The following is a 25,160-nucleotide window of genomic DNA, read 5'->3' as shown; positions in this document are numbered from 1 at the left end:
TCGTAGGTTGGGTTAGCAGTCTGCGTGCGAGGTTTACCTCGCCCAGCGATATATCGCGTGACCAAACATTCTTCGGAGCCTAAATGTTGGGTTACGCGAGATTGCCCGCCTAAAATCGGCGAACAACCTCGCTAACCCAACCTACGGGGGCATCACTCCGATTGGTTTTGCTTAAGTTGATAGGATTGCTGCTGCCTTGGTATTTACTTCACAATCACATTACTAAAGTCCTGACGGCTAAATGGGCTGATTTTATAGCCACTGACATTGGGCTTAGCTAGCACCGCGGCAATAGGATGGGCTAATGGAATCCACAGCGCTTGATCATGGATAATTTTTTGTGCAGTTTCATAAAGCTTGGTTCGCGCAGTTTGATCGGCTGTTTTTTTGCCATTAGTGATGAGCTTATCCAGCTGCGGGTCACAATAGCGGGCAAAGTTCAGCCCTGATTCTACCGATGAGCAGGCAAATTGCGGCGTTAAGAAATTATCTGGATCGCCATTGTCGCCACTCCAGCCCATAAATAACATATCGTGCTCGCCCGCCTTGGCGCGTTTAATCAGCTCGCCCCATTCAATCACTTTTAGCTCGGCTTTAACGCCGATTTTAGCTAAGTCGGCTTGTAGCAATTCCCCACCAGCTCGTGGATTAGGATTAAGCGTGCTACCCGCTGGGCGTATCCAGACAGTGGTGGAAAATCCATTGGGAAAGCCTGCTTCAGCTAGCAATTGCTTGGCCTTAGCGGGGTCATATTTGTAATCTTCTAAGTTGATATAGCCCCAAGTATTAGGCGGATAAGGGCCATCCGCGGCGGTGGCTGTGCCGTCAAATACCTGCTTTAGATAGGCTTTTTTATCAAATGCATGATTAAGCGCTTGGCGCACTTTTACATTATCAAAAGGTTTGTGCTGGCTATTAAAAGCAATAAAGGCGGTAGAGAACGCCGGTGTTTCAATCACTTGAATACTTTTATCTTGCCTTGCCGCTAATACATCCTGTGGCTTGGGTGAGAGCGCAATTTGGCATTCGCCTGCTTTTAATTTTTGTACTCGTACACTGGCATCAGGGGTAATGGCATAAATCAATTTATCGATTTTAGGTTTATTGCCAAAGTATTGGCTGGAAACATCAAAGCGTATCGTGCTGTCTTTTTGATAGCTTTTTAATACAAAAGGCCCTGTGCCGATTGGCTTACTATTTAAATCACTGGTTTTGCCTGCCGCCAATAATTGATTGGCATATTCGGCTGAGTAAATCGAGGCAAAGCCCATGGTGAGCAGGGCAGAGAAAGTAGCTTCGGGAGCATTTAATTCAAAGCGCACTGTTTGTGCGTCTATTTTTTTAACGGCTTTGATATGTTTGGGTAATTGAAAAGTTTGTGCGTGGGGATAGCCATTGGGCGCACTCTTATGCCAAGGGTGATTGCTATCTAGCATGCGATTAAACGTGAACACTACATCGTCGGCATTGAGCGCGCGCGTAGGTTTAAAGTAATCGGTGCTATGAAAAGCGACATTCTTTTTTAGGGTAAAGGTATAGCTCAGCCCATCTGGGCTGATTTCCCATTTCTCGGCAAGGCTAGGTACTAGCTTACCGGTAGCGGCGTCGTAGTCGATTAATCGGTTAAATAATACATCAGCAGATGCATTGGTGGTGGTCAGTGAATTGTATTGCACAACATCAAAGCCATCCGGGCTGGCTTCGGTGCATACCGTAAGTGGCTTGGCTTCTACGGTAACAGCCCAGAGTAAGACAAAAAGTGATGAAATCAAGCGCATGGCAGATTCTCGATGTGTTGCGATGTTTAGATAATACCGTGCTATCTATGGTTTAAAAACGACTCTTTTTGCATATTATTATGGTTTTTTTGCTGCGTATTACATATTACTTTCTTCTTGCCTAAAGAAACTCGTGCTTTGCTGAGGTAATAAGGTAAAGCATGTGTGGTTTTTAAAAATACGAACTCTGTGTACGAGTAAATCCCCATCTTAGTGACCTGTTTTTTGCCGCCAGCCTTACTTCACAAGGTTTATAATCTGCGTTTTTCCTTTGCAATGGTTTTGCCATGACTCGCCCGATTCGTGCTGTGATTCATACTGCGGCACTTGCAGCTAATTATGCGCATGCAAAAGCATGTGCGCCGAGCAGTAAAGTCTTTGCTGTTATCAAGGCCAATGCTTATGGCCATGGTATTGCAAATATGGTGGCGGCCCTGCCCAATGCAGATGCCTTTGCTACTTTAGAAATGCCATCTGCACTTGCCTTAAGAGAGTTGGGAGTAAAGCAGCCCATTTTATTATTGGAAGGGGTTTTTTCTGCAGCAGAGTTGCAGCTTTGTGCGCATCATGAATTTTGGTTGTCGGTGCATGATGAGCGTGGCATTCATTGGTTAGAAAGCACGGTTCTTAGTCGCCCGGTACATATTTTTCTGAAGCTTAATACCGGCATGAACCGCTTGGGCTTTCCTGCCGAAGCCGCTTCTGTTTTAGTTGAGCGCCTGAAGCAGTGCATCAACGTAGCCAGCATCACCCTGATGGCGCACTTTGCCACCGCTGATGACCCTGAGCAGGGCGTGGCAGCACAATGTGCGCGTTTTGATGCCGCCTGTGCGGATTTGAATTTACCAGTGACTTTGGCTAATTCGGCGGCATTATTGGCCTATCCAGAAACCCACAGGCAATGGGTACGCCCTGGCATCTCTTTATATGGTTCTTCCCCTTTTAGCAACAAGAGTGCGGCAGAGCTGGGCTTGCAAGCCGCTATGACTTTAAGCGCTGAAGTGATCGGGGTACAGGAGCTTAAAGCGGGAGATACCGTTGGGTATGGGGCAGGCTTTGTTGCGGCTAGGCCGATGCGGGTAGGGATTGTGGCTTGCGGCTATGCCGATGGTTACCCTCGTCATGCGCCTACCGGCACACCTGTGTTGCTTAATGGCGTGCGCAGTCGGCTGATTGGCCGCGTATCGATGGATATGCTGGCGGTTGATTTAAGCGATCAACCAGAGGCAGGTCTGGGCAGCGAGGTAGAGCTGTGGGGTAAAAACGTGTCTATCGACGAAGTCGCGAGCGCAGCTGGCACGATTGGCTATGAATTGATGTGTGCGGTTGCGGCTCGTGTGCCGGTGTTTGTTGAGTTTTAAATAGTCTATCAATAACAATTCGATAAGAAAGCGCAAAACAGCAGCTACATGTGCTGCTGTTTTGCGTTTGTTGTTGGTTTGTTTTTGTTAAGGCGGGTTTTTTGAAGATGCTTTTATGCAGATAAAGAGCCTGTTCTGGGCGTTGGAATAAGTGTTTGGAGTGGCGCGTTTAAAACATATACTATTTGTTGATGATGTTTATGCCTAAACAGCATAACAATTCATGAATAAATAATGACTTAAACTGTTTTCTCGCTCGAAAAGATGGTCGGGTTTCATTACAATGATCCTTCCTTTTAAAACCTACCCAAGCAGCAGGTTTGATCCATGGCATTGATTGTCCAGAAATATGGCGGCACCTCGGTAGGCACTACCGAGCGGATTAAAAACGTGGCTCGCCGCGTGGCTAAATTCAAAGCAGAAGGGCACGATATTGTCGTTGCTGTTTCTGCGATGTCCGGCGAAACCAATAAGCTGATCGCACTGGCCAAGGAAATTCAGGCCAATCCAGATCCTCGTGAATTGGATGTCATTGTCTCTACCGGTGAGCAGGTCACTATTGGCCTACTGGCTATGGCGCTGAAAGAAATCGGCGTTGATGCAGTGAGCTACACTGGTGGTCAGGTCAAGATCCTGACCGACAGCGCGCACACCAAGGCGCGTATCCAGCATATTGACGATGGTGCAATGCGCAGCGATTTGGCCGCGGGCAAAGTAGTGATTGTCGCGGGTTTTCAAGGCGTAGATGCAGAAGGCAATATCACGACGCTAGGTCGCGGTGGTTCGGATACCACGGGTGTGGCGTTGGCCGCAGCACTGAAGGCTGACGAGTGCCAGATCTATACTGATGTGGATGGCGTTTACACAACCGATCCACGCGTGGTGCCTGAAGCACGCAAGCTGACCACCATTACTTTTGAAGAGATGCTGGAAATGGCCAGCTTGGGCTCAAAGGTATTGCAGACTCGTTCGGTTGAATTTGCCGGTAAATACAATGTGAAGTTACGTGTTTTGTCTTCTTTTCAGGAAGAAGGCGAGGGCACGCTGATTACCTTCGAGGAAGACAGCAAGATGGAAAAACCCGTTATCTCCGGCATTGCGTTTAATCGTGATGAAGCCCGTATCAATGTGATTGGCGTGCCAGATAAACCGGGCATTGCCTATCAGATTTTAGGCCCAGTGGCGGATGCCAATATCGACGTTGATATGATCATCCAAAACGTGGGCCAAGACGGCACAACCGATTTCTCCTTTACCGTGCCTAAAAATGATTTGGGCCGTGCGATTAAAGTACTAGAAGGTGCACAAAGCCAGATCAGCGCTCGCCAGATCAATGGCGACGATAAAATCTGTAAAGTATCGATTGTGGGCGTGGGCATGCGCTCGCATGTGGGGGTGGCGTCGACGATGTTCAGAACGCTGGCCGAAGAAGGCATCAATATTCAAATGATTTCAACTTCCGAGATTAAAATCTCGGTTGTGGTTGATGAAAAGTATCTGGAACTCGCCGTGCGCGTGCTGCATAAAGCGTTTGGTTTGGATGCGATTCAATAAATTGGCTTTATTAAAAAGCATCTGATTCTGTTTTAAAACAAAGTGTGCTGCGTTTTTTATGAGAATTGATGGTTTTTTAAAGGGGTGCAGAATTTTATATTCTGTACCCCTTTTGTATTTATCCTTACAAAACAGAGCGCTAGCGAGTGCTTGATGCAGGCATATAAGAAAACGTGTTAAAAACTTAAATTAATTGCAGATTAGCGATTGACGCCCTACCGGCGTTTGCGTAGTATTCGGGTCCTTGACGGAGAGTTGGCCGAGTGGTCGAAGGCACTCCCCTGCTAAGGGAGCATACGGGCAAAACCTGTATCGAGGGTTCGAATCCCTTGCTCTCCGCCAAGCATATTGCGGCTGTAGCTCAGTTGGATAGAGTATCTGGCTACGAACCAGAGGGTCAGGAGTTCGAATCTCTTCAGCCGCACCATTTAGTTTGTCTGATTAGTTTTCAGCAATACTAAATAGTATTAAAAGTACGATCCCATAGTTTAGCGGTTAGAACACTGCCCTTTCACGGCGGCGGCCGGGGTTCGATTCCCCGTGGGATCGCCAGAATTTAGTATGTAAAGTAAGTTCGGAATGATTAGGCCGGCTAAGCCGGCTTTTTTATTTCCTCAGTGTAAGTTGCGGCTGTAGCTCAGTTGGATAGAGTATCTGGCTACGAACCAGAGGGTCAGGAGTTCGAATCTCTTCAGCCGCACCAGTTAAGTTTTAAAAGTACGATCCCATAGTTTAGCGGTTAGAACACTGCCCTTTCACGGCGGCGGCCGGGGTTCGATTCCCCGTGGGATCGCCAAGATTTAGTTTTGGTTATAAAGTAGTAACGTTGCGGCTGTAGCTCAGTTGGATAGAGTATCTGGCTACGAACCAGAGGGTCAGGAGTTCGAATCTCTTCAGCCGCACCATTTAGTTTGTCTGATTAGTTTTCAGCAATATTAAATAGTATTAAAAGTACGATCCCATAGTTTAGCGGTTAGAACACTGCCCTTTCACGGCGGCGGCCGGGGTTCGATTCCCCGTGGGATCGCCAAGTATTGCAAGATTGCATACTGTATAAAAAACCACTCTTCCTTATCGGCTGGGTGGTTTTTTTATGTCTGCGATTCTTCACTCAGAAGTAACCTCATCTAAAGAACGTTGTAGGTGGGCTTGAATTCTTGGCACGACAAATTGGATAAAGGCCTCATATTTCTTGGGCAGCGGGTGGCGGTAGGGATAGACCAAGAAAAAAGGGCAGGGTGCCTGCAGCCAGCCAGGTAGCACTTCCTGTAGCAAGCCTTGCTGGATATAAGGGGTGGCTGCATAGCTGGGGAGTAGAGCAACGCCATAGCCAGCTACCGTTGCGCTCGCTATGCTGGCAAGGCTATCTATTAATAATGAGCTATGTAATTCTACTTGCGCTATTTTCCCTTCGCATTCCAGTAGCCAGCTGCCTGTTTGCTCCTGATCAAGCTCAAATAAAACGCGATGAGATGTTAAATCACAAGGGTGCTCCAAGCGCCCAGCTTGCGCTAAATAATTGGGGGAAGCGTAAGCCCGGTTCTGGGAAAGCCCCAAATGCCTTGCCACTAAGTTTTCATCACCCACTGAACGTGTGCGGATGCAAAAATCGATACCCTCTGCGGCAGGATTTTTGAGTCGGTGATCCGTATCTAATTCGATACGTAAACAGGGGTATTGCAAGCTGAATTCAGCCAGGATGGGTGAAAGTATCACTTGGCCAAAAGTTTGCGTAGCACTGATGCGTAGCGGCCCCTCTACCTTGGCTTGTAAGCTTTCGATTTCCAGCCTTGATTGCTGCAGCATTTCACGCAGGGTGGCTGCGTGCGCGGCAAGCCGCATGCCCGCTTCGGTAAGCGTGACTCGGCGCGTGGTTCTGAATACCAAAACGGTGGCAAGTTCAGCCTCTAAGCGCTTTACACTCTGGCTTACATGGCTTTTAGTGCAGCCTAGCTGATCGGCAGCAGCAGTAAAACTGCCTGCGCGTGCGAGGGCATCGAAGGCGAGCAAGGCATCGGGTGGGAGTATTGTTTTCATATGCAAACAGTGTGTCGTTTTTAGCTAGTTTATCGTAAATAAATTGCCGATTACTATGTCATTGTCAATTTATCAAAACGATGGTGTCAAAATGATCGCTAAAATCCGTAAGTTATTATGTTTTTCCCCTCTGTATTCTCTTTTTTCTGGGGTAAGGAAAAAGGGGGCTCTTGGGTATTTGTGTCGTGGCTTGGCGCGTGCATGGTGGCGTGGGATGCTGCCTTGTGGAAGGGCAATGCGTGAAGAGATTGAGGCGCTGGAACAAATTCGTGATCGTTGGCGTTCACGTTAATTAATTGATATTGCTCTTTGCTGAGGTGTTTTTATACGGACAATACTTGGCTATTTTTGATTTTATCCTGCACCACACCCCAGTTTATGCCTGAACGTTTTGGGCAATCCGCCTGAATATTTCATAAAATGATTGATTCCTTTTGGATTACTATAAAAATGGCTTAAATTGGCAACAGGGTGGAAGCGTTGGCTAAAATGGATTATTCCCGTTCAGACCTGCTTGCTTTTATGAATAAAGCATTGCAAATAGCAGATCAACTCGCCATCTGGCACGAAAAAAAGGGGGTGCACGGTGCGCTGCGGCCTGAATATTTAAGCTTTGTAGATGACGACGTTCGTATTAGCTCTGCTCATCCTGATGAAGCTGCGTTGAGCTTGCTTTGCTTGCGTTATACCTCACCAGAGCAGGCGGGGCGTCTGGCGCTGGTTGATAAGCGCAGCGATCTTTACTCCCTAGGGATTATTTTGTATGAGTGGCTAGTGGGGCAGCTGCCTTTTGCTGCAGATGATTTGCTGGATTTGGCTCACCAGCAAATGTCATCATTGCCTCCGCCCCCTATCTCTTTAGAGCCGCAATTACCCTTACAAATATCTCGTCTTATTTTAAAGTTACTCGCTAAATCGCCTGACGCGAGATATGCCACGGCTAAAGGTTTAGCAACTGATCTTTCTCTATGCATACAACAATTAGAAAAAAACGGACATATTTCTTTATTTGTTCTTGGTGATACGGATGTGGGATCGCAGTTCCTGATTTCAGATCGTTTATATGGTCGTGAGCAAGAAATTCAATATTTACAAGGGATTTATCAGCAGGCGGCTAAGGGGCAAACCCTTTTATGTATGCTGGCAGGATATTCCGGGGTTGGGAAATCAGCTTTAGCACATTCTATTCGGGATGAAATAGAAAATAAAGGCGGGCGTTTAATTGTTGGTAAGTTTGATCAATTCAGACGTGACTTCCCTTACTCTGCCTTAATAGAAGCATTTAAATCATTACTCCGCCAGGTATTAGCAAGTAAACAGGACGAGCTGGCTTTATGGCGTGAAAAATTATTAGATACTTTGGGCGAAAATGCCCAAATTGTGATTGATGTTCTGCCTGATCTGGAAAAAATCATCGGTACACAGGCTGCTGCGCCTTTACTTAGCGGAGATGCTGCCCAGCGTCGATTTAATGGGCTATTTGCTCAATTAGTTTGTTTGTTCGCGACTAAAGAGCGCCCTTTAACGATGTTTCTGGATGATTTGCAATGGGCCGATTTTGCATCATTAGCCTTAATACAATCTTTTGTGCAAGGCAGTTTGGGGGCCCATTTATTAATTATTACAGCTTATCGTGATAATGAGGTGAATATAAACCACCCCTTAATGAATATGCGTAATGATTTGCTTAAAACTAAAGCACAGGTTGAAACGCTGACTTTATTGCCATTACGTGCTGAGCATCTGAGCGAAATGATTCAGGATGCCTGTCGTTATATTTCAAATGCCCCTGCCTTAAGCCAATTATTAATGAGTAAAACGGAGGGTAATCCATTTTATGCACGGCAGTTTCTTAAAAATATGCAGGTTAAAGGGCAGCTTTTTTTTGATTATGCTGAGAATAGCTGGCACTGGCAATTAAGCCAGGCCCGTTTGCAAGACGCCGCCGATAATGTAGTCGAGCTGATGATGCAGCGTTTAAGTCGTTTTTCTATTGAAACGCAAACAATATTGCAAACGGCAGCGTGTATCGGTAAGCGTTTTGATTTAGTGTTGCTGGCCCGGGTGGAAAATAGTACAGAAACCCAATCTCTTACTTTGCTTGCCCCTGCTGTACATGATGAATTGCTCTTGGCTGTCAATGAGGGGGGAGGGCAAAAGATATTTCAATTTGCCCACGATAGAATTCAGCAGGCTGCTTATTCTATTGCCTTACAGCGTAATTTAAATGGCTTGCATTTAGAAATTGGTCGGCGGCTATTAGAGCAAATCTCTGCCGAGGCGACTGAAGCGCCTTTATTTGAAATTGTGGATCAGCTTAATTATGGTTTAGAAAAAGTACAATTACCTCAGGAGCGTTTAGCTTATGCTCAGCTTAATTTAAGAGCTGGAGTAAAAGCAAGAGCTGCGATGGCTTATCAGGCGGCTATCCGCTATCTGGAAACCGCGATTTCTTTATTGCCTGATGGTTCTTGGCAGAATAGTTATTTATTGACATTTGATATTTATTTAAATGCTGCAGAAGCTTGTGATTTATGTAATTTAGATGAGCGGTTTGAAGGCCTGATAGAGGTCTTATTGGCGCAGGGGATCAGCGCTTTGGATAAGGCACAGGCAAGAATAAGACAAAGTATTTATTATAGCCGCAAGGGCAGAATGGCTGAAAATCTAGAAGTAGGCCGCTTGGGTTTGATTTTATTTGGTATGGATATACCTGAAATAAATGATAGTTATGCCATGAATAACCATTTTCAAAGCGAAATGGTTATTTTTAGACATTATTTTTTAGATAAAGAATTATCTTGTGTCTATGATTTACCTTTTGCAACTGATCCGGAAACGGATGCTATTTTAAAACTGATTGCTTCAATATCAGAATCTGCTATTTTTACAAATTACCCTTTATTTTCACTGATTTCTGCCTTGGGTGTAAATAGGTCTATTGCTTTTGGTAATGCGCAGCTTTCTCCATTTTGCTATACCCTGCTGGGTATTACTTTAATCTCTCAATTTAAAAATTATCAGGATGCACGAAATATTGCGGATGCAGGATTAAAATTAAGCCGTGAAAAATTATTTGATTTATGGGGATATAACCGCGCTTTTACTTATTATACCTGGAATATTAATCACTGGACTTTACACGCCGAAACGACTTTGCCGTTATTAGATGAAAATTATAATCTGGCATTAAAAGCGCATGATTTAGTGTATGGCGCATATGTTCTGGTGGCTAAACCATGGAATCATTTTTTTCTTGGCCGCAGTATGCTGGATGTTATTTCTAGTAGTCAGCAGCTCACTCAATATTGCTTAACGCATGAGGTGATTTTTCCTGTAACGCTGGCCCAGCCTTTTGAAGCGGCAGCCAGGGCGATTCATGGCGAAACGGCCTTATTAAATGATTTAAATAGCGAAAATTTTGATGTGCAGGCTTTTCGGCAAGTTTGGGGTGAAGTGCCGATTGTAATGGCGGGTTTATATATTGCTCAGCTTTCTTTGTGTATTTACTCGCAAGAATATGATGCTGCTTTGGTATTGGCCGAACAAATAGATAAAGATTATCCATCTACCTATTTATTAAGTCTAACTTGGCGTTTTGCCCATGGTTTGGCACTTGCCGCGCTGGCAAGAAAAAGTACGGGCAAAAAGCGCTTAGCTTTTTTAAATACCCTATCTGAAATTACTGGGTATTTCGAGAAAATATCGCAGGAAGGCTCCCCTGATAATGTAGAACATAAATTGGCTTTTTTACATGCGGAGCAGGCACGTCTGGATAACCGTTTTGAAGATGCAGAGCTTTTATATGGGCATGCCATTCGTTTGGCTCAGCAAAGAGGTTTTTTGCTGGATGAGGGCTATTTTCACGAGATGCTTGGGCTGTGGCTGGAAGAAAGAGTCTATGCTTTTGAGCCTATTCAGCAGATTCTCACTCAGGCAGCTACCTGCTATCGTCAATGCCATGCTCTGGCATTAATGGGCCGGGTTGAGCTGCGCTTAAAAGTTTTGCCAAGGCAAGAGCAGGAAGTGATTCAAAACGATGTGGATGCACTGCATGCTTTGGATAGCTTGGATACTTTGGCTATTTTGCGTGCTGTACAGGCCATTTCAAGTGAAGTGGGTGTGCAGCCTTTATTGGGGCGTTTATTAAAAATAATTATTGAGGCCGCAGGTGCGGATCGTGGTGCTATTGTTGTCAGAGATCATGATCAATTGCATATTGAAGCAATTTTAAATTTTGATCAGCCTTCTTTACCAGAAAGTCTGCTACGTTTTGTATTTAATACAGGGCAAACTACTTTATTAAATGTGCTGACGCAGTTTTCTGAATTCAGGGGAGATGATTATTTTTCTCAGCATCGGCCTGCATCGATTCTTTGTCGTGCTTTGGGGCGGAGTAGTGCTGGGCGGAGGGTGCTTTATCTTGAGCACAGCACTATCAGTAATACTTTTTCAATGCAGCGCAGGCAAGTATTGGAATGGCTATCTGCTCAGGCTGCTATTTCCATTGAAAATGCGCAAATGTATCAAGAGCTTGAATCATTGGTGGCCAAGCGCACGGTGGAATTAGAACGCAACCGTAATGTATTGGAATCCATTTTAGAATTCTCCCCCGCTTTGGTTTCTTTAAAAGATTTAAATGGCCGCTATCTTCGCCATAATTTGCGCTTTGCTGAGTTATTTAATCGTGCGGGCGAATCTTTAGTTGGGTTTACTGATGAGGAAATTGCTGGAGCTGAAACTGCTAAACGTTTTTTGATTCAAGATCAGCGGGTTATTTCTGAAAATCGCCCGCAAAGGGTTGAAGAAGAAATTATGACTGCAGATGGATTGCATACCTTTCTGACGCATAAATTTCCGCTCAGGGATGCGGATGGCAGTGTGTATGCGGTAGGGGGAATTGCAATGGATATCACCGAATTAAAGCTGGCCCAGAAAACCGCCGAAGCGGCCACGCAGGCAAAAAGTGCTTTTTTAGCCAATATGAGCCATGAAATTAGAACGCCGATGAATGCGGTGATTGGTATGGCGCATTTGGCATTGAAAACAGATTTAAATGAACGCCAACGCGATTATGTGCAAAAGATTCATTATGCAGGGCAGTCTTTACTTGGAATTATTAATGATATTTTAGATTTTTCTAAAATTGAAGAAGGTAAATTAACGATAGAGAACATTGATTTTAATCTCGATCAGGTTTTTGCCAACATTGCGACGCTGACTTCGGGAAAAGCAGAAGACAAAGGCATTGAATATCTTTTTCAGGTTCATCCCAGTGTGCCGCGTTATTTGGTGGGAGATCCCTTACGGCTGGGGCAGGTGCTGATTAATATGGTGAGTAATGCGATTAAATTTACTGAGCAAGGCGAAGTACACGTCTCGTGTGAGCTCGTTAGCTCGGATGCAAAACAGGTTGTTTTGCGTTTTACGGTACGAGATACCGGCCTTGGAATGAGCAATGAGCAGTGTAAAAAGCTCTTTCAGCCATTTAGCCAGGCAGATAGCACCACTACGCGTAAATTTGGTGGCACAGGTTTGGGTTTGTCGATTTCTAAGCGCTTAGTTGAAATGATGGGCGGTGAGATTGGGGTAGAAAGTGTGCCTGATCGAGGCTCGGTATTTGGTTTTACCTGCACTTTGGGGCGAGAGACTGCACAGACTGCCAGCTCAAGCCGCTTGCCGCCTCATTTGCATGGCATGCGTATTCTGGTGGTGGATGATAATGCGGTGGCCCGTGAGATTTTGCAGCAGTCTTTAGAAAGTCTTACTTTTGTGGTTGATATGGTGGAATCAGGTGAAGATGCACTGGTTAATCTTCACCGTGCAGATGCGATTGAGCAACCTTACAGCATTGTGTTTACCGATTGGCGTATGCCAGAGATGAACGGTTTGGAGTTAGCACGCAGAATTAGTTTGGATAAAAGGCTTTGTCATTGTCCATCTGTGGTCTTGGTCACAGCTTATACGCGCGAAGATATTCGCGCCGAAGCGGAGGCCGCCCATGTGGATGGCTTTTTATTTAAGCCGATTAATCAATCTATGGTGGTAGATACCTTACTCACTATTTTTGCTCCTGAATTACTACGTGATGTGGCTTCCTTTACCCGTACTGATGTGGTGCCTAATTTAAAAGGGATGCGTGTGCTCTTGGTTGAAGATAATTTAGTGAACCAACAAATTGCATTAGAACTGATGCGCTCGGCTGGGGTGGTTGTGGATATGGCAAATAATGGACATGAAGCGATAGAAAAAATAGTTGAATTTGGCCCGAAATATTATCACTGCGTATTAATGGATTTACAAATGCCGCAAATGGACGGGCATGAAGCGACTGCCGTGATTAGAAGCGATAATGCTTTTAATTCATTACCCATTATTGCAATGACAGCGCATGCCATTAATGAAGAAAGAGCGCGTTGCCTTGCAGAAGGAATGAATGAGCACATTACCAAGCCGATTGATCCGGCTTTGCTATTTGAGCGTTTACAGTATTGGCATCAGCATCGTTTAAGCGCGGATGGTAGTACACGGGTGCATATTGGAGAAGTAGTGGTTCCTATGGATAATGCAATGATGGTAACTGCAATGGCCGAACCAGCTTTTATTGAGCCACCTAAATATCCTACTATGATTTCTGAATTAGATAAGCTGCAATTATTATCAGGTGTGGCGGGGTTGGATATAGAGGATGGTTTAGCCAGGCTAGGCAATAATGCGGCTTTGTATTGGCTGATTATTCAGCAGCTAGCCAGTACTGAGCAAGATAATGTGGCTAGAATTCGCGCAGCTTTAGCGTTGAATGATATGGAAACGGCCTTAAGAACAGCGCATTCTTTAAAGGGAGCCGCAGCTAATCTTTCGGTAAACGATGTAACGCAATATGCAACGCACGCTGAATCTTTATTACGGCGTGGTGAAATAGGAGATGAGCTATATAGCACTCTAAGCCAGCTGGATCAGGTGATGCAGGCTTTATGCAACGCTTTGCAGCAGGTAGAAAAGTAAATCGCTTGTTTTTTTTCGTTGCCCCATAAAAAAACACCGCAACGATTGCGGTGTTTTTTTATGGGGGGCTACTCTATTAAGCGGGAGCTTGGAGCTTGCCTTCCAATAGCTTTCTAATTTCAGGCATTTTATGTTCTAAATAATGAATGCTGGTGCTGCCTTTAATAAAGGCTTCATCCAATAGAAGCTGCTGATGCAAGGGGATATTGGTGTTAATCCCTTGTACCACCATTTCTGATAGTGCAATCCGCATTCTCGCCATCGCTTGCGCCCTGTCATCACCGTAGGTAATGATTTTACCGATCATCGAATCATAATGTGATGGCACGGTATAGCCTTGATAAACGTGTGAATCCACGCGTACACCTGGCCCACCTGGGGTATGGTAGGTGGTGATTTTGCCTGGGCTGGGAATAAACTTCAGCGGGTCTTCTGCATTAATCCGGCACTCAATGGCGTGGCCTTTGAGTTTTACGTCTTTTTGCGTATAGCGCAGTGGTAAATTAGCCGCTACACGAATCTGCTCTTGCACAATATCGATGCCGGTAATCATTTCGGTGACCGGATGCTCAACTTGAACACGGGTATTCATTTCAATGAAATAGAATTCGCCGTTTTCAAATAAAAATTCGAATGTGCCTGCGCCACGGTAATTAATTTTGCGGCACGCTGCTGTGCAGGTTTCGCCAATTTTTTTACGCTGTGCATCGGTAATGCCTGGTGCCGGGGCTTCTTCGATTACTTTTTGGTGGCGGCGTTGCATGGAGCAATCGCGCTCGCCTAGGTAAATCGCATTACCGTGCTGATCAGCCAAGATCTGGATTTCGATATGGCGGGGGTTCTGCAGGTATTTTTCCATGTAAACCATGGCATTACCAAAGAACTTTTCTGCTTCTGATTTGGTCAGTTCTACAGCTGCGATCAATTCTTCTTCATTATTGACTACGCGCATACCGCGGCCACCACCACCACCTGCAGCTTTAATAATCACTGGATAGCCAACCGCTTTACCAATTTTCATTAATTCCACTGGATCGTCTGGTAAGGCACCATCAGAGCCGGGCACGCAAGGCACACCCGCTTCTTTCATGGCGTCTTTGGCTGAGACTTTATCACCCATCAGGCGGATAGATTCCGGGCGAGGGCCGATAAAGGTAAAGCCAGATTCTTCTACACGCTGTGCAAAATCGGCGTTTTCACTTAAAAAGCCGTAGCCGGGGTGAATCGCTTGCGCTTCGGTAACTTCGGCTGCGGCAATCAGCGCAGGCACATTCAGGTAGCTTAAAGTCGATGAAGCCGGGCCGATGCAAACAGATTCATCGGCTAATTTAACGTATTTTGCTTCGCGGTCGGCTTCGGAATGCACGACCACGGTTTTGATGCCCATTTCACGGCAGGCGCGCAAAATGCGCAGCGCAATCTCACCGCGATTGGCAATCAGAATTTTTTCAAACATGGTTTACTCCGTGCGGAGTGAGGCGTTAAACGGGGCAAAGCCACACTACTTAGCGCTCACTAGCAATGAATGATTAGCCAATAATAAACAGTGGCTCACCGTATTCAACCGGGCGGCCGTTTTCGACCAAGATGGCCTTGATCACGCCAGCTTTGTCGGCTTCGATTTCATTCAAGAGTTTCATGGCTTCGATAATGCACAGCGTATCGCCCACATTAACTTGCTGGCCTACTTCTACAAAGTTTTTCGCTTCTGGGGACGAGGCGCGGTAGAAAGTACCCACCATCGGTGATTTAGCCACAAAGCCTTCTGGCTGGGCTTCTACTTCGGCGGCTACAGCAACCGCAACAGGGGCCGCTGCGGCAGGTGCGGCGGCAGGAGGCAGCTGGTATTGCATGGCTTGTGCGTAGGCAGGGATATTCTGATTAACACGGGTGATGCGAACGCGTTCTTCGCCTTCAGTCACTTCGAGTTCGGCAATGCCAGATTCTTCGACAAGATCAATCAGTTTCTTAAGTTTGCGCAAATCCATAGGGGTCTCCTCTCTATTATGAGAATTTTTGGGCTTTGATTAAATCAGGGGGCCTTGGGAGTAAAACGGAGTGCGAAATCTAGTGCGCATTCATAACCTTGCGCGCCTAGACCGCAGATAACGCCAACCGCGAGGTCGGAAAAATAGGAGTGATGCCGGAACGATTCGCGTGCATGAACATTGGATAGGTGGACTTCAACAAAAGGAATACTCACCGCGGCCAGTGCATCGCGAATAGCAACACTGGTATGCGTAAACGCAGCAGGGTTAATGATGATAAAATCCGTGCCGTCCAAACGGGCTGCATGGATACGATCAATGAGTTCGTATTCGCGATTCGATTGCAATACGTCAACGCGGGCAGCACGCAGTTGTCCCAGTTCGATGAGCTTGGAGTTGATGGTCTCTAGGGTATCAGCACCGTAGTGCTGTGGCTCTCTTGACCCTAGTAGGTTCAAATTTGGGCCATGTAGTACTAGGATATTGCGTGTGTTTTGCATCCGCTACTCATTTTTGTTGCCTATCATTGGGCGAAGTTTGCCGCAGTATGTGCGAATTTGTCCAGAAAAAGTGGGTAATTTCGGCGATTTGCATTCTAAAACGTTTGTTTGAAAGCTCGCCAAGCCAATCCACAAGCGGGTTTTATCGTACAAGGCGATACATGCTTTGTAGTTTTGTTACACCTTAAAAAAGGCTTATTTTGTATGCAAGTAGCTGACTTTGATTACCATTTACCTGAGTCTTTAATTGCGCAGTTTCCGCCAGAGGTGCGTGGGGCAAGTCGTCTATTACATATCGATGGCCTGACTCGGGAAGATTCACACTTTAGCGCGCTACCGCAGTTTTTACGCGCAGGTGATGTGCTTATTTTTAACGATACCAAGGTGATTAAGGCTAGGGTGTTCGGTAAAAAGGATTCTGGCGGAGCAATTGAGGCACTGATTGAGCGCGTTTTAGATGAGCATACTGCGCTTGCCCATATCCGTTCATCCAAGGCCCCTAAGCCGGGTGCAAGGCTTATTTTTGCAGATCGTTGGCCTGCTACCATGATCGAGCGCAAAGAAGATCTATTCAAATTGCAGTTTGATGGTGAAGAAAGTGTATTAGATATCTTAGAACAGGCGGGGCAGCTACCTTTGCCACCTTATATTACGCATACGCCTGATGGTGAAGATGCCAAGCGCTATCAAACCATTTATGCGCGTGATCCTGGTGCTGTTGCCGCGCCAACGGCAGGTTTACACTTTACTGAAGGTTTACTCGCACAATTACAGGTAATGGGTGTAAAAACCGGCTATCTCACTTTGCATGTGGGGGCAGGTACTTTCCAGCCTGTGCGAGTGGATGATATTGCAGAGCACACCATGCACCACGAGCGCTATTTTATTCCTGCAGCCACTATTGCCTTGATTGAAGAGGCGAAGGCGCAGGGGGGGCGCGTGATCGCGGTAGGGACAACTAGCCTGCGTGCATTAGAAGCGGCCTCACAGCAGGGCTTTCTGGCCCAGCCAGAGGGCGACACCAATATCTTTATTACACCGGGTTATCAGTTCCGGGTGGTTGATCGCTTAATTACTAACTTTCATCTGCCTAAATCCACTCTTTTGATGTTGGTGGCAGCATTTGTAGGTTTTGAGGAAATGCGCAGCGCTTATCAGCATGCTGTAGAGCAGGAATATCGTTTCTTTAGCTACGGTGATGCGATGCTTTTGGAGCCAAAGGCTTCAGTATAAAGGCAGCACTTGGCGGTGTTTCAGTTGATGTTATAGCTATGCCTGTGTGTTTATCAGCAGGTGCGTGGCATTTTTACGAGGCAAGCGCGTTGCTTTGCCCATGTCTTGGCGGTAATCTTGCCGCCCGCGCTGGACTGTGTTTCCGGCAGCGTTTATGGAATAAAAAATGTTGAAATTTGAATTAAAAACCACCAGTGGCGGCGCGCGTCGCGGCACGATGACTTTGAATCATGGCGTGGTAGAAACGCCGGTGTTTATGCCCGTGGGCACGTACGGCACGGTAAAAGCTATGACACCGCGCGATTTAAAAGAAATTGGCGCACAAATTTGCCTCGGTAACACTTTTCACTTGTGGCTGCGCCCAGGTTTGGAAGTCGTTGAGCAATTTGGCGGCCTGCATGAATTTATGGGCTGGGATAAACCGATCCTGACTGATTCGGGTGGTTTCCAAGTCTTTAGCTTGGGCGCGATGCGCAAAATCACTGAAGAAGGCGTGACTTTCCAAAGCCCAGTGAATGGCGATAAATTATTTTTAACGCCAGAAGAATCGATGAAAATCCAAACGGTGCTCAATTCCGACATCGTCATGATTTTTGATGAATGCACACCGTACCCGGCCGATCGCAAACAAGCAGGGGACTCGATGCGGATGTCTTATCGCTGGGCCAAGCGTTCACGCGCGGAATTTGATGCGCAGCAAAACCCGAATGCGCTGTTTGGTATTGTGCAGGGTGGTATGTATGAAGACCTGCGTGATGAATCGATTGCCGGTCTTTTAGAAATTGGTTTTGATGGTATGGCGATTGGCGGCTTGTCGGTGGGCGAGCCTAAAAAAGATATGGAGCGCATTCTGGCGCATACTGCGCCCAAATTGCCAGTGAACAAGCCGCGCTATTTAATGGGCGTAGGCACGCCTGAAGACCTTGTGTATGGGGTTAGTCAGGGTATTGATATGTTCGATTGCGTGATGCCCACTCGCAACGCAAGGAATGGCATGTTATTTACGCGCTTTGGCGATGTAAAAATCAAAAATGCCAAACACAAGCTCGATAAGCGTCCTTTAGACGAGACGTGCACCTGCTATACCTGCAAAAACTTTAGCCGCGCTTATCTGCATCATTTATTCCGCACGGGCGAGATTCTGGCCGCTCAGCTCAATACTATCCACAACCTGCATTACTATCAAGTGTTGATGGCAGAGATGCGCGCTGCAATTGAGGCGGATCAATTTACCAGTCATGTAGCGCAATTCCACGCAGATCGTGCGCGCGGTGTAGATTGATTTAAGGTGGGTGTGCCCACGCAGTGCTAAAAAAACGGCATAGCTCGCGCTATGCCGTTTTTTATTAGATTGCCGTATTACTTCGCTAATTCCAGCTCATGTTTTACGGGCAGGGCAATTTTGTTTTCTGTGCTGTATTGGTAGTCATGAAAAATATGCTCAGCCGACAGAATCTGGTAACTACCATCTTCGTGCTTGTGGCTGGTATCTTTCAGGCGATAGGTGTAGTGACCACAGGTCCAGCAATCAAAATTGCGCATGTGCGTGCAAAGGCAGGTTTTATCCATTACTTTGATACGCTTTGCATCGGGCTCAATGGCAATCACGCGGTTATAGGCTTCGATATAGCTACAGTTTCCCTTGGCATCGAGCAGATAGCCGTAGGCTTCGCAGTTTGGACGAATACCTGCGCCAATCGATGGGCTGTTTTTTAACATGCGCATCGGATAGCCCGTTGGGGATATCTGGTTGACTTCGATATTCTCTTCGCTGGTTTTGAAGTATTCCTGCTGCACATTGGCAGGCAGGCCGCATTCTTCGGACACGGTAAAGCGAGTCGCTACTTGAACTGCAGCAGCACCTGCCTCCAGGTAGGCCACAGCATCCGAACCAGTAAAGATACCACCAGCGGGAATAATTGGGATATCCAGATGCTCATCCAGCATAAACTGGTGAACTTCGGCCACGATGGTCGCCAAATCGTATTGCGCCCAATCCATGCCAAAGCCTAAGTGGCCACCCGCTAAGGGGCCTTCAACCACAACATAATCGGGCAGGCGGTTGAGTTTGGCGTTTTTACGCAAAAACAACTGCAGGGCGCGCACGGAGGAGACAATAATTCCCAGCTTTGCATCTCTAAAGCGCGGGTGATCTTCGATCAGCCCCATCGATCCCAGATGCAAACCCGCTGCCAGCGTAATCCCGTCGATACCTGCATCAAGTGCTGCCGTTAAACGAACCCGAAGTGTTTCTTTCGGGGCGTTCATGGTGAGCTTTTCCATGCAATTGATAAAGACCAGCCCATCACCGCGCTTGGCCTCCATCGTTTTACTCACGTGCAGCTTGGTGGCTTCTTCTAGGCGACCTAAATCAAACTGAACTTCGGATTTATCAGAGTTGCTGACATTGTGTTTATATTGCTGGAGCTTTTCTTTAACTTGCTTGGTTTTGTAGCGACGATCAGTCACCGTGTTGATCATGGCGTCTGAAATATGGCCAACACCGCCGAGGCGAGCTGCTTCAAGCGCTAGGTCCGCAGTGGAAATATCAACACCCATGCCGCCAATCATGATCGGCACTAACTCTTTTTTACCGAAGCGAAGGCGGAAATCATCTACACGTTTCATCGTTTGTACTTTAACCAAGTAATAAAAAGGGGCTAAACCTTATATGCACCGCATATTTTTCATCGTAATAACACCATGAGGGTGGGGATTTTGCTGGTAAATTCAAATTAAAATGAGCATTTGAATTACGGTAATTGTTGCTTTACCGCTCTTTTCTGCGCTTTTTATCCCTCGCACCCCATGATTTTAATGAAATTATCTCACCATTTATGGATCAATTTATCATTTAAATCAGCCAGCTAGCGCTGCTTTTTGCAAGGTGATGAGATCTTTAATCCCTTTTTCTGCTAAATCTAATAATGTATTCATTTCTGCACGGCTAAATGCTTCACCTTCAGCTGTTCCTTGTACTTCTACAAATTTTCCGCTGCCAGTCATCACCACATTCATATCGGTTTCGCAGTCAGAATCTTCCGGATAATCCAAATCTAACACGGCAACACCTTTATACACACCTACCGAAATAGCAGCTACATGCTCACGAATGGGTGATTTACTGAGCTTGCCAGCGGCAATCAAACCATTGACTGCATCCGTTAGCGCTACAAATGCGCCGGTAATGCTGGCGGTACGGGTGCCGCCGTCTGCCTGGATGACATCGCAATCAATCACAATCTGGCGCTCGCCTAAGGCGGCCATATCCACAACTGCACGCAGTGAGCGGCCAATGAGGCGCTGAATTTCCTGGGTGCGGCCGCTTTGCTTGCCCTGAGCGGCTTCACGGCGCATACGGGTATTGGTAGAGCGTGGCAGCATGCCGTATTCGGCGGTCACCCAGCCTTGTCCCTTACCTTTTAAAAAAGGCGGCACATTTTCTTCTACCGAAGCGGTGCAGAGGACTTTAGTATCGCCAAACTCGATCAAGACCGAGCCTTCAGCATGGCGGGTGTATTGGCGAGTAATGCGGACACTGCGAAGTTCATCGCTAAGGCGTGAGGAAGGGCGCATGACGGGTCTCGTTATAGTAAGTTTTGGCGATTATACCTTTGCTAGGGCATTTCTAATGCCTTGCAAAGCCTGAGCCTGCAATAAGTCACACTGACACACTACAGTGACCATGTGACTGATATGTGGCGAAGCTAAAGAAGTTTGTTCAGATAGAGAGACATACGATAAAAGTGGGCCATGGCCATGGGGTTTATCCCCTGCGCGGCATCGGTACTATTTTTTGAAAACCAGCCCCAATATTGTAAATAGCACAGGCTGATGGAGTAAATAAATAAGCAGGCTATGCCGTCCCAGCCAGCGAACGGGGGCCAGAGACTTGGCCGCACCTGTGTTTAGCCAGTTTGCGGGTATCAGGCTTTGGGCAGCAACACCTAGTAAAACAACACCAAACCAAGGCAGTAGCGGCACATAATCTTCGGTTATCGGCTTGTAGGTCATCATGCCCAGCCAAGCGAGGGCGGGGTGATTAAACAGCGGTGCTTGCAGATAATTACCCAGTGCAATACAGGCAAGGCCCAGTGCGATGCTTAGCCCTGTTTTTTTGACGAAAAAGGGGGCAAGCAGTCCCGCCACAAAAAAGAAATGCAGCACGCCAAACCAAATGATTGCATGTGGGAAAATAAACCAGCTACCTAGCGTGGCCGCCCCTGCACAGGCTAAAAGCTTTATTTGACGTCTGATGCTGGGTTGAGTGCCCGCAGAGAAACCAGCGACAGCTGCAAACAGGGTGACGATTAAAGTGCGTAGCGCCACCCATTCAGGATCTGTGTCGGTTCGGACAGCGAGCTGGCCAAAATAAGCCAGATCAAAGCAAAAATGGAAAAAAACCATGAGTACAACGGCAATCCCCCGGAGTAAATCGGGGAGAGGGCTGCGTACTTTTGAGGGCATGGGCATTATTTAGAATATTTTTGAATGGCTGCCTGAATTTCGGCAATCGCCGCTTCGATATCCTCATCCGTAATATTGGCGCCCACAGATGAAGGATCAATATGCGTGCTGATGGTGTTGACATCTAATTTTTGGGTGGAAACAAAAGCATTTTCAGAAAAGAACTGATCATCTGCATCGTGCCAGTTAATGCCTAGCGCGCTGATATTGTCTGCAAATTTACCGCCATGTAATTCGGCTTGATCCATCAACTGCGGGATAGAAAACAGCACAGGAAACGAAGATAAAAAATGGATCAGCTGGCTTTCTGTAACACCACCCCACAGACCATCTGTGCAAAGCAGCAGGGTATCGTTATCGCATAGTACTATTTTGCCACCCAGCTCAATTTCTGGTTTGAGTGTGCCACCCAGACAATTATAAATTTTGTTACGCTCAGGATGAAATAAGGCTTCTTCGGCGGTGATTTTTCCATCATTCAATAGTTTTTGTACTTTGGAATGATCTTTGGTTTGTAGCAAAATCTCGTTTTTGCGTAGCAAATAAAGCCGCGAATCGCCTACATGCGCCCAATGCAAAATACCATCCTGAATAATCCCCGCCACAACCGTAGTGCGGGGAATCTCAAGTAACTGATGCTTGCTGGCGTAATCAAAAATCGCACGATGGCATTGCATTAAGGCATCTTGCAAAAATTGATTCGGGCTTTTTAGTATGGGTTGTGCTTTTTTCTGAAACTGATCTGTGAGCAACTCAACGGCGATTTGCGCCGCAATCTCGCCGTGTAAATGCCCGCCCATGCCATCAGCGACGACGAGCAGCAGCGCATCCCGGCTATATGAATAGCCAAGGCGATCTTGATTATATTGCCGTCCGCCTTGGCGGCTATTTTGATATACGGTGAATTTCATTCTGTTTCCAGCTGGCCTTTATTTGAATACTCCACCCATTTACGGCGCAGGGTATTAACAATGCCAGTACGTTTAACTGGGGCTGAGCCACGTTCTAAAAGTTGCTTTTGTAATTGCGGCACGCTTTGCGGCCTGCGGCTTGGATCAAGGCTTAGGCAGGCAGAGATCAGCTCGAGAAGCTCGGGCGAGTAGCGATCGCCATATCGATCATGCAGCTTAAGCACCTTATCTTCTTTTAAGCGCTGATCGGCAGCCTGTGGTGCGGTACCTGAAATACAAGCAAACAGGCTGGCCCCCACGCCATAAATATCGGTCCATGGGCCATGCGCATCTTTTTTATTATATTGCTCGGGCGCGGCAAAACCCGGCGTATACATTGGGGTGAGCTTGCTTTGCTCTAAGGCCAATGTTTGGCGAGCCGAACCAAAATCAAGTAACACAGGCGAGCCATCTTTGCGGATATAAATATTGGCAGGCTTGATATCTAAGTGCAGCAGCTTATTGAGGTGAACTTCGCGTAAACCATTAAGTAAATGATAAAACACATGGCGAATCAGTCCCTCATCTACCCCGCCTCTGCTGTGCTTGAGCTGGATTTCTTTTTGCAAGGTGCGGCCACGCTCGTATTCCATCACCATGTAAACAGTGTCATTTGCACGGAAAAAATTACGCACCCGTATAATGTTGGGATGCTGAATATGAGCAAGGGTTTTACCCTCTTCAAAAAAACACTTTAAGCCGTGGCGGAACAAAGCGATATTCTCTTCGCTGCGTGCTTGTACCAGTTCGCCTTCGGTTCTCAGTGCTAAAGAATTAGGTAAATACTCCTTGATGGCGACGGGATAATCTTTTTCATCATGCGCCAGATACACAATGCTAAAGCCACCTGCCGACAGCAGTTTAGCGATCGTGTAGTTCTGTAATTGATAGCCGCGTGCGAGCGGTTGATTGCTTGGGGTTGCCATCCGTATCTTTTCGTTATACTTGTGTATCTGTTAATTCTGATTTCAGCCTGAGGGAATGTAAAGCAAATCCCTTTAAAGGAGCTCTAATGATTTTAAGCATGACTGGTTTTGCCTCTGTTCAGCGCGAATTGCCAGGTGGCACGCTGAGTATCGAGCTCCGTTCGGTGAATCACCGTTTTCTAGATCTTACACTGAGAACACCCGAAGAGCTGCGTCCTTTTGAAGGAGCGATTCGTGAACGGGTGGCTGCCAAATTAGCCCGGGGCAAAGTAGAGTGCCGGGTAAACTGGAATGCGCGTGCTGGTGGTGAGTCGGCCTTACAACTGAATACCGAATTATTGCAACAACTATTAGCCGCTGCCGCTGTGGCTAAGAAAATTGCGCCTCTGGCTGCCGAGCTTCAGTTGGGCGAGTTATTGCGTTGGCCAGGGGTGCTTTCTGCTCAAGTGGCTGCACCAGAATCACTCGGCGCTGCTTGCCTAGAAGTATTGGGCGAAGCGCTAACCGATTTTAGCGCCAGCCGTGGCCGTGAAGGCGATAAGCTCAAAGCACATTTATTAGAGCGCATCGCAGGCATGCAAGCGATTGTGGATCAAGTCACCCCACTGATCCCGCAACTAGCCGCATCTTATGAAGCCAGAATGAAGGCGCGCTTTTTAGATGCACTGGGCACCATGGACGACGACCGCGTTCGCCAAGAAATTGTGATTTTTGCGCAAAAAATTGATATCGACGAAGAACTCTCACGCCTAAACGCTCACTTTAGCGAAATTCGCCGCATCTTAGATAAAGGCGGCTCCGTCGGCAAACGTCTCGATTTCCTCATGCAAGAACTTAACCGCGAAGCGAATACCCTAGGCTCGAAATCAGTCAGCGCCGAAACCAGCCGTGCCTCAATTGAGCTAAAAGTATTGATTGAGCAGATGCGGGAGCAAATTCAGAATATTGAGTAGTGTTTATGCCTGCGCCCATAAAAAAAAGCCCAGCAATGAACTGACCCCAATTAGTTGGACAGTATAAAAACTAGGCGCTCAAGGGCTGGGTTCTGTATTGCACAGGACTCAGCCCTTTTAACTTCAACTTGATTCGGTCGTGGTTATAGTAATGGATGTAATCCACGATGCCTTGCTCTAGTTGCTCAAGACTCGTGAATTTTTCTTGGTAGAAGAACTCTGACTTCAACGTGCCAAAGAAGCTTTCCATCGTTGCATTATCATGGCAATTCCCTTTTCTTGACATACTTTGCACCAGCCCTTTTTCTGCCAATTGCTGCCGATACCCTGCCATTTGATACTGCCAACCTTGATCTGAATGCAGCAGCGGCTTTTCATCTGGGCGCAGCCTCGCTAAGGCTTTCTTTA

Annotated in this window: 17 protein-coding genes and 7 tRNA genes; 13 read left to right on the top strand and 11 right to left on the bottom strand. The window is 46.6% G+C overall.

Annotated features, from left to right (window positions below):
- Positions 1-203: 203 nt before the first annotated feature.
- On the bottom strand, positions 204-1,778 hold the full coding sequence (locus tag ACFQNF_RS10670) for an ABC transporter substrate-binding protein (protein ID WP_380187966.1): 1,575 nt from the start codon (positions 1,776-1,778) through the stop codon (positions 204-206).
- Between the two features lie 287 nt (positions 1,779-2,065).
- Between ACFQNF_RS10670 and alr the strand changes: the two genes are divergently transcribed.
- The 9 genes from alr to ACFQNF_RS10625 all read left to right on the top strand — a co-directional run bounded on the left by alr (position 2,066) and on the right by ACFQNF_RS10625 (position 5,723).
- A complete protein-coding gene (gene alr / locus ACFQNF_RS10665; RefSeq protein WP_380187965.1) occupies positions 2,066-3,139 on the top strand; it encodes an alanine racemase in 1,074 nt (357 codons plus the stop codon).
- A gap of 327 nt (positions 3,140-3,466) precedes the next feature.
- Entirely contained in the window at positions 3,467-4,693 is a 1,227-nt protein-coding gene (locus tag ACFQNF_RS10660) for an aspartate kinase (protein WP_380187964.1), read from the top strand.
- A gap of 249 nt (positions 4,694-4,942) precedes the next feature.
- Positions 4,943-5,035, top strand: a tRNA-Ser gene (locus ACFQNF_RS10655).
- 8 nt (positions 5,036-5,043) lie between these two features.
- Positions 5,044-5,120, top strand: a tRNA-Arg gene (locus ACFQNF_RS10650).
- 50 nt (positions 5,121-5,170) lie between these two features.
- Positions 5,171-5,245: transfer RNA gene (locus tag ACFQNF_RS10645), tRNA-Glu, on the top strand.
- A gap of 74 nt (positions 5,246-5,319) precedes the next feature.
- Positions 5,320-5,396, top strand: a tRNA-Arg gene (locus ACFQNF_RS10640).
- 18 nt (positions 5,397-5,414) lie between these two features.
- Positions 5,415-5,489 (top strand) — tRNA-Glu (locus ACFQNF_RS10635).
- A 32-nt stretch (positions 5,490-5,521) separates the two neighbouring features.
- Positions 5,522-5,598, top strand: a tRNA-Arg gene (locus tag ACFQNF_RS10630).
- 50 nt (positions 5,599-5,648) lie between these two features.
- A tRNA-Glu gene (locus tag ACFQNF_RS10625) sits at positions 5,649-5,723 on the top strand.
- Positions 5,724-5,800: 77 nt separating this feature from the next.
- Here the strand turns inward: ACFQNF_RS10625 and ACFQNF_RS10620 are convergent.
- Positions 5,801-6,730, bottom strand: coding sequence for a LysR family transcriptional regulator (locus ACFQNF_RS10620; protein WP_380187963.1), 930 nt, complete (start codon positions 6,728-6,730; stop codon positions 5,801-5,803).
- 489 nt (positions 6,731-7,219) lie between these two features.
- On the opposite strand from ACFQNF_RS10620, the gene ACFQNF_RS10615 reads away from it, so the two are divergent.
- A complete protein-coding gene (locus tag ACFQNF_RS10615; RefSeq protein ID WP_380187962.1) occupies positions 7,220-13,735 on the top strand; it encodes a response regulator in 6,516 nt (2,171 codons plus the stop codon).
- Positions 13,736-13,811: 76 nt separating this feature from the next.
- Here the strand turns inward: ACFQNF_RS10615 and accC are convergent, their stop codons facing one another.
- The 3 genes from accC to aroQ all read right to left on the bottom strand — a co-directional run bounded on the left by accC (position 13,812) and on the right by aroQ (position 16,223).
- Positions 13,812-15,191, bottom strand: coding sequence for an acetyl-CoA carboxylase biotin carboxylase subunit (gene accC / locus ACFQNF_RS10610; protein ID WP_380187961.1), 1,380 nt, complete (start codon positions 15,189-15,191; stop codon positions 13,812-13,814).
- 73 nt (positions 15,192-15,264) lie between these two features.
- Positions 15,265-15,723, bottom strand: coding sequence for an acetyl-CoA carboxylase biotin carboxyl carrier protein (accB, locus tag ACFQNF_RS10605; protein ID WP_380187960.1), 459 nt, complete (start codon positions 15,721-15,723; stop codon positions 15,265-15,267).
- Between the two features lie 44 nt (positions 15,724-15,767).
- A complete protein-coding gene (aroQ, locus tag ACFQNF_RS10600) occupies positions 15,768-16,223 on the bottom strand; it encodes a type II 3-dehydroquinate dehydratase (protein ID WP_380187959.1) in 456 nt (151 codons plus the stop codon).
- Between the two features lie 204 nt (positions 16,224-16,427).
- On the opposite strand from aroQ, the gene queA reads away from it, so the two are divergent.
- Together queA and tgt are read left to right on the top strand one after the other, a co-directional pair.
- On the top strand, positions 16,428-17,456 hold the full coding sequence (gene queA, locus ACFQNF_RS10595) for a tRNA preQ1(34) S-adenosylmethionine ribosyltransferase-isomerase QueA (protein ID WP_380187958.1): 1,029 nt from the start codon (positions 16,428-16,430) through the stop codon (positions 17,454-17,456).
- Between the two features lie 166 nt (positions 17,457-17,622).
- Positions 17,623-18,738, top strand: coding sequence for a tRNA guanosine(34) transglycosylase Tgt (tgt, locus tag ACFQNF_RS10590; protein ID WP_380187957.1), 1,116 nt, complete (start codon positions 17,623-17,625; stop codon positions 18,736-18,738).
- Positions 18,739-18,815: 77 nt separating this feature from the next.
- On the opposite strand, the gene ACFQNF_RS10585 is transcribed toward tgt, so the two are convergent.
- The 5 genes from ACFQNF_RS10585 to ACFQNF_RS10565 form a co-directional block, all read right to left on the bottom strand.
- The gene (locus ACFQNF_RS10585) at positions 18,816-20,084 is read right to left on the bottom strand and encodes a nitronate monooxygenase (protein ID WP_380187956.1); all 1,269 of its coding nucleotides are present in this window, start codon (positions 20,082-20,084) and stop codon (positions 18,816-18,818) included.
- 231 nt (positions 20,085-20,315) lie between these two features.
- Complete coding sequence (gene rph / locus ACFQNF_RS10580; protein ID WP_380187955.1) at positions 20,316-21,032, bottom strand: ribonuclease PH; 717 nt, start codon at positions 21,030-21,032, stop codon at positions 20,316-20,318.
- A gap of 213 nt (positions 21,033-21,245) precedes the next feature.
- Positions 21,246-21,923: a heparan-alpha-glucosaminide N-acetyltransferase gene (locus ACFQNF_RS10575; protein ID WP_380187954.1), complete on the bottom strand. Its 678-nt coding sequence runs from the start codon at positions 21,921-21,923 to the stop codon at positions 21,246-21,248.
- A 5-nt stretch (positions 21,924-21,928) separates the two neighbouring features.
- Positions 21,929-22,834 (bottom strand): PP2C family protein-serine/threonine phosphatase, encoded by a 906-nt coding sequence (locus ACFQNF_RS10570; protein WP_380187953.1) that lies wholly within the window; start codon positions 22,832-22,834, stop codon positions 21,929-21,931.
- Entirely contained in the window at positions 22,831-23,799 is a 969-nt protein-coding gene (locus ACFQNF_RS10565; protein WP_380187952.1) for a serine/threonine protein kinase, read from the bottom strand. Before ACFQNF_RS10565 ends, ACFQNF_RS10570 begins: the two co-directional genes overlap by 4 nt.
- An 86-nt stretch (positions 23,800-23,885) precedes the next feature.
- On the opposite strand from ACFQNF_RS10565, the gene ACFQNF_RS10560 reads away from it, so the two are divergent.
- The gene (locus ACFQNF_RS10560; RefSeq protein WP_046351054.1) at positions 23,886-24,752 is read left to right on the top strand and encodes a YicC/YloC family endoribonuclease; all 867 of its coding nucleotides are present in this window, start codon (positions 23,886-23,888) and stop codon (positions 24,750-24,752) included.
- A gap of 70 nt (positions 24,753-24,822) precedes the next feature.
- Here ACFQNF_RS10560 and ACFQNF_RS10555 read toward each other — a convergent pair.
- Positions 24,823-25,160: transposase (locus tag ACFQNF_RS10555; protein WP_380187951.1), on the bottom strand; the 338-nt coding region annotated here is incomplete at its 5' end.

The organism is Iodobacter arcticus (genome assembly GCF_042664895.1).
Lineage (GTDB): Bacteria > Pseudomonadota > Gammaproteobacteria > Burkholderiales > Chitinibacteraceae > Iodobacter > Iodobacter arcticus.
Note: the sequence above shows the minus strand (reverse complement) of the source record. Positions and strands in the feature narration are given on the sequence as shown.